This window comes from Burkholderia sp. LMG 13014 (assembly GCF_905232215.1).
Lineage (GTDB): Bacteria > Pseudomonadota > Gammaproteobacteria > Burkholderiales > Burkholderiaceae > Burkholderia.
This window is the reverse complement of record NZ_CAJNKE010000432.1, coordinates 1-5,146: the sequence shown is the minus strand read 5'-3', so window position 1 is coordinate 5,146 and position 5,146 is coordinate 1. Positions and strand designations below refer to the sequence as shown.

The window sequence follows — 5,146 nt, the reverse complement described above, 5'->3', positions numbered from 1 at the left end:
CAAAGACGGCTCGCGATACATGACGAAATGAATAGCGCTGCATGGCACCTCCGCTGATGTCGATGTGGATGGAGCCCGCTGGCGAGCAATTCGCGTGCCGCGCAGCCGCCCGAATTCCATTCATTTTTCAAATGACGCCTAACCGAATATTTAATTTCCCATCACCGGGCCGGCCTTCCATACTCGCGAACAAATCCGAGACATAACGTCCACGGCGGCCGGGCCGGCGCAGCGTTCCCACGTTGCCGGTTTCGCGCCCCGCACATGGAAGGAGACAACGGCGTGCAACTGGAAGCCACCCACCGCCCGGGCATCGTGCTCGGCGCGGACGACGCATCGTATCGACCCGATTCGGCCGCGCGCGATGCCGCGCTGAGCCCGCGGCTGCACAATCCCGACCTCGCGCCGACCAAGGCCGAGGGCCGGACGTGGGGCCGCTACAGCATCTTCGCGCTGTGGACCAACGACGTGCACAACATCGCGAACTACTCGTTCGCCATCGGGCTGTTCGCGCTCGGCCTGTCGGGCTGGCAGATGCTCGCGTCGCTCGCGATCGGCGCGGTGCTGGTGTATTGCTTCATGAACCTCACCGGCTACATGGGCCAGAAGACCGGCGTGCCGTTCCCGGTGATCAGCCGGATGAGCTTCGGCATCTACGGCGCGCTGCTGCCCGCGATGATCCGCGCGGTGATCGCGATCGCATGGTTCGGTATCCAGACCTATCTCGCGTCGGTCGTGCTGCGCGTGCTGCTCACCGCGATCTGGCCGGGCCTCGCCGCCTTCGACCAGAATGCGATCTTCGGGCTGTCGACGCTCGGCTGGGTCACGTTCGTCGCGATCTGGCTCGTGCAGATCGGCATCCTCACGTTCGGAATGGAAATGGTCCGCAAGTACGAGGGGCTGGCCGGCCCGGTGATCCTCGTCACGACGCTGTCGCTCGCCGCGTGGATGGTCAGCCGCACCGGCGGCCATCTCGCGATGTCGATCGGCAAGCCGTTGACCGGCTTCAGGATGTGGACGGAGATCTTCGCGGGCGGCTCGCTGTGGCTCGCGATCTACGGCACGCTGGTGCTCAACTTCTGCGATTTCGCGCGTTCGTCGCCGAGCGCGAAGACGGTGCGCGTGGGCAACTTCTGGGGCCTGCCGGTGAACATCCTCGTGTTCGCGACGATCAGCTTCGTGCTCGCCGGTGCGCAGTTCAAGCTGAACGGCCACATCATCCACAGCCCGACGGAAATCATCGCGACGGTGCCGAACAAGCTGTTCCTCGTGCTCGGCTGCCTCGCGTTCCTGATCGTGACGGTCGCCGTGAACATCATGGCGAACTTCGTTGCGCCGGCCTTCGTGCTGACGAGCCTCGCGCCGCATCGCCTGTCGTTCCGCCGCGCGGGCCTGATCAGCGCGACGGTCGCCGTGCTGATCCTGCCGTGGAACCTGTACAACAGCCCGATCGTGATCGTCTACTTCCTGTCCGGCCTCGGCGCGCTGCTCGGCCCGCTGTACGGGATCATCACGGTCGACTACTGGCTCGTGCGCAAGCAGCGCGTGAACGTGCCCGACCTCTATACCGAAGCGCCGACGGGCACCTACTTCTACACGCGCGGCGTGAACCGCAAGGCGCTTGCGGCGCTCGTGCCGTCCGCGCTGATCTCGATCACGCTCGCCGTCGTGCCGGCCTTCAGCGCGATGACGCCGTTCTCGTGGCTGCTCGGCGCGGCCATCGCGGGCAGCGTGTACTGGCTGCTGGCCGATCGCAAACGGCACTACGAGGAGCGCTCGGGCGAACCCATCGCAGTCGCCTGCGCCCAACACTGAAACACATGCATACGGAGTCGCAATGAGGATCCTGGTAGTCAACGTCAACACGACCGAGTCGATCACCGACGCGATCGCCGCGCAGGCGCAGGCCGCCGCGTCGCCGGGCACGGAGATCGTCGGCCTGACGCCGCGCTTCGGCGCGGAGTCGGTCGAAGGCAACTTCGAGAGCTACCTTGCGGCGATCGCCGTGATGGATCGCGTGCTGAGCTACGACGAGCCGTACGACGCGGTGATCCAGGCCGGCTACGGCGAACACGGCCGAGAAGGCCTGCAGGAACTGCTGACGGTGCCCGTCGTCGACATCACCGAAGCGGCCGCAAGCATCGCGATGATGCTCGGCCATCGCTATTCGGTCGTCACGACGCTCGACCGCACGGTGCCGCTGATCGAGGATCGCCTGAAGCTCGCCGGGCTCGACGCGCGTTGCGCGTCGGTGCGCGCGAGCGGCCTCGCGGTGCTCGAGCTCGAAGAGAACCCGGCCCGCGCGATCGAGTCGATCGTCGCCGAAGCGCAGCGCGCGGTGAAGGACGATCACGCGGAAGTGATCTGCCTCGGCTGCGGCGGGATGGCCGGCCTCGACCGGCAGATCGAGGAATGCACCGGCGTGCCGGTCGTCGATGGCGTATCGGCCGCGGTCGCGCTCGCCGAGTCGCTGGTACGCCTGAAACTGAAAACGTCGAAGGTCCGCACGTACGCGCCGCCGCGTCCGAAGCGGATCGTCGGCTGGCCGGGCACCTTCGCCAAATGACGCACCGCCGGCCTACTGCTGCGTCGCGCTCGGGCGCCGGGTCGCCGGGAGGTCGTTCGGCATGCGGGACCCACTAGACCCGAACGCCCTGCCCCGCGACGTGCCCGATGCCGCGGGCGCGCTCGACGTGCTCGATGCACGGTTGATGCGCATCCTGCTCGTGCTGCTGACCGAGCGCACCGTGTCGCGTGCGGCCGTGCGCCTGAACATGTCGCAGCCGGCGACGAGCGCCGCGCTCAAGCGCCTGCGCACGCTGCTCGGCGATCCGCTGCTAGTGCGCAGCCGCTACGGGATGGTGCCGACCGAGTTCGGCGCACGGCTGATCGACCCGCTGCGCAACGCGCTGCGCGTGATCGACTTCATCCGCATCCAGCAACCGACGTTTGACGCGCGCACGTCGGTGCGCACCTACCGGATCGGCTGCCCCGACTACCTGAACGTGCTGTTCGTGCCGAAGCTCGTCGCGCTGTTCCGCGAACGCGCGCCGAACGCACAGCTCGTGTTCCATCCGCTCGGCGACGGCTTCGACGACGAGCGCGCGCTGGCCGACGGCGAGCTCGACGTCGTGATCGACAATCGCCCGGCGCGCTCGTCGCGGTTCCGGCAGGACGACCTGTTCGACGATCGCGTCGTGTGCCTGATGCGTGCGACGCATCCGCTCGCACGGCGCGGCACGATGACGGCGGCCGATTTTGCCGAAGCGCCGCAGTTGTGCCCGACGCCGTCGTGGCTCGAAGCATCCGGCGCGATCGACCGGCAGCTCGAACGCGTGGGTCTGCAGCGGCGGATCGTCGTCACGCTGCCGCACTTCGAACTCGCCGCGCATGCGCTCGTGCGCACCGACATGCTGCTGACCACCACGTACCGGCTCGCGCGGCACTATGCGAAGCTGCTGCCGCTCGCCGCGCTCGCGCTGCCGGCTGAGCCGCCGGACATCGTGTACCGGATGACCTGGAACGAATCAGGCGCGTGCGCCGACGGCGTGCGCTGGCTGCGCGGGTTGATCGCGGAAGCGACGCGCGCGTGGCTGGACGCGGAGGCCAGGCTACCGGCTGTTGCGGCGGTGGCGGCCGACGCAGTCGTGGACGCGGACGCGGACGCGGACGCGGACGCGCAAAACGGTACGCCAGCCGCGACCGATACGCCCGAACCCACACGACGCACGCGCCGCAGGCAGTCAACGCATTGCCATGCGTCGCATCCGCGGCGTGTCGCCCATGCGGCACGCGTCCATCGCCTCGCGACGAAGTCGCATTGACCGGCGCGATCGACAGGCGCGACAACGGGCCAATACGGCAATACGCGGCTCAGGCCCTGTCGACAAGCAATTCGGGGGCGGCTGTTTTGCCAGGCTGCTTGTCGACGTAGTCTGAGCTGCGTATCCGCCGGTCGTTTCGCCTGCCGATCGCACCAGCCAACGCAAGGCGACTTCGTCGCGACGCGATTCGCAAGACGCAATACGCGCTGCAGCGCCAGGCGCGTGATCGACCGCGCCTATCACGCGTGCCGTGCAAGCGCGAGCAGCACCGACAGCGACACGATCGACCCGAGCGTCGACAGCAGGATCGTGCGCGACGTCACCTGCGCTTCACGCCCGTAGAACTCGGCCAGCATGTACGGTCCGGTGCCGGTCGGCAACGCGGCAAGCACGACGGCGATCTGCGCGAGCACCGGCGGCAACGCGAACACGCGCACGCCGAGCCACCACGCGAGTGCGGGCTGCACGAACAGCTTCACCGCCGTCAGCGCAACACTGCCGCGCGGCGCCGCGCCGGCCCCTTCCCGCTTCTCCGCGAGAAACAGCCCGAGGCTGACGAGCGCGCACGGGCTCGCAGCCGCGCCGAGCAGCTTCAGGAACGTGTCGACCGGCGCGCCGAGCGGCACCTGCGCGGCCGACACGCCGACACCGGCCAGCGGCGCAACGATCAGCGGGTTGCGCAGCAGCGCGCCGACCACCTTCCACATCAGCGTCAGCGGCGCGCGGTCGCGCTGCAGCCCGATCTCGATCAGCACGATCGCGCCGGCGAACAGCACGCACGCCACGAGAATGGTCGCGATCGTGGTCGGCGTGAGGCTGTCGGGACCGAATGCGAGCAGGCACAGCGGGAAGCCGAGATAGCCGGTGTTCGGATACGACGCGGCAATCGCGTCGATGCTCGCATCGGCGAGCCCGCGCCCCGCGAACAGGCGCCACGCGAGGACTCCGGCGAACACGAGCGCGCAGGTCAGCGCGAACGTGGCGACGAAGGCGGGCTGATACAGCTGGTGCCACGATGCGTGCGCCATGATCTGGAACAGCAGCGCGGGCAGCGCGAGCCACACGACGAAGCGGTTCAGTTCCGAGGCCGCCGCCGGCCCGAGTACGCCGCGCCGGCGGCACAGGAACCCTGCCGCGATCAGCCCGAACACGGGCAACAGAATCTCGATCGTCGATGACATCTGGAATACGCTGCGTGAAACCGGGACGCGCCAGCTTAATGGTTCCGCCGGGTCGCGTCCAATGCGCGGCGCGTGCCACCCCGCGCGTCACGCACCGTCGCGCATCGGTTGCGCAAGCAACTTGTAGGCAATGACGGCCGC

Annotated in this window: 4 protein-coding genes; 3 read left to right on the top strand and 1 reads right to left on the bottom strand. The window is 68.2% G+C overall.

Annotated features, from left to right (window positions below; genetic code table 11):
- The first annotated feature begins 264 nt into the window (after positions 1-264).
- The 3 genes from JYJ84_RS27895 to JYJ84_RS27885 all read left to right on the top strand — a co-directional run bounded on the left by JYJ84_RS27895 (position 265) and on the right by JYJ84_RS27885 (position 3,824).
- On the top strand, positions 265-1,815 hold the full coding sequence (locus JYJ84_RS27895) for an NCS1 family nucleobase:cation symporter-1 (RefSeq protein WP_122949312.1): 1,551 nt from the start codon (positions 265-267) through the stop codon (positions 1,813-1,815).
- A gap of 22 nt (positions 1,816-1,837) precedes the next feature.
- The gene (locus JYJ84_RS27890) at positions 1,838-2,566 is read left to right on the top strand and encodes an aspartate/glutamate racemase family protein (protein ID WP_122949311.1); all 729 of its coding nucleotides are present in this window, start codon (positions 1,838-1,840) and stop codon (positions 2,564-2,566) included.
- A 61-nt stretch (positions 2,567-2,627) separates the two neighbouring features.
- Complete coding sequence (locus JYJ84_RS27885) at positions 2,628-3,824, top strand: LysR family transcriptional regulator (protein ID WP_175221538.1); 1,197 nt, start codon at positions 2,628-2,630, stop codon at positions 3,822-3,824.
- A 239-nt stretch (positions 3,825-4,063) separates the two neighbouring features.
- Here the strand turns inward: JYJ84_RS27885 and JYJ84_RS27880 are convergent, their stop codons facing one another.
- Positions 4,064-5,005 carry an AEC family transporter gene (locus tag JYJ84_RS27880; RefSeq protein ID WP_175221537.1) on the bottom strand — a complete coding sequence of 314 codons (942 nt, stop codon included), beginning with the start codon at positions 5,003-5,005 and terminating at the stop codon, positions 4,064-4,066.
- Between the last annotated feature and the right edge of the window lie 141 nt (positions 5,006-5,146).

Bases quoted from the DNA above. Each gene is read 5' to 3' on its own strand.
- JYJ84_RS27885 (WP_175221538.1), top strand. From the start codon at position 2,628: ATGCGGGACCCACTAGACCCGAACGCCCTGCCCCGCGACGTGCCCGAT.
- JYJ84_RS27880 (WP_175221537.1), bottom strand. From the start codon at position 5,005: ATGTCATCGACGATCGAGATTCTGTTGCCCGTGTTCGGGCTGATCGCG.
- JYJ84_RS27890 (WP_122949311.1), top strand. From the start codon at position 1,838: ATGAGGATCCTGGTAGTCAACGTCAACACGACCGAGTCGATCACCGAC.
- JYJ84_RS27895 (WP_122949312.1), top strand. From the start codon at position 265: ATGGAAGGAGACAACGGCGTGCAACTGGAAGCCACCCACCGCCCGGGC.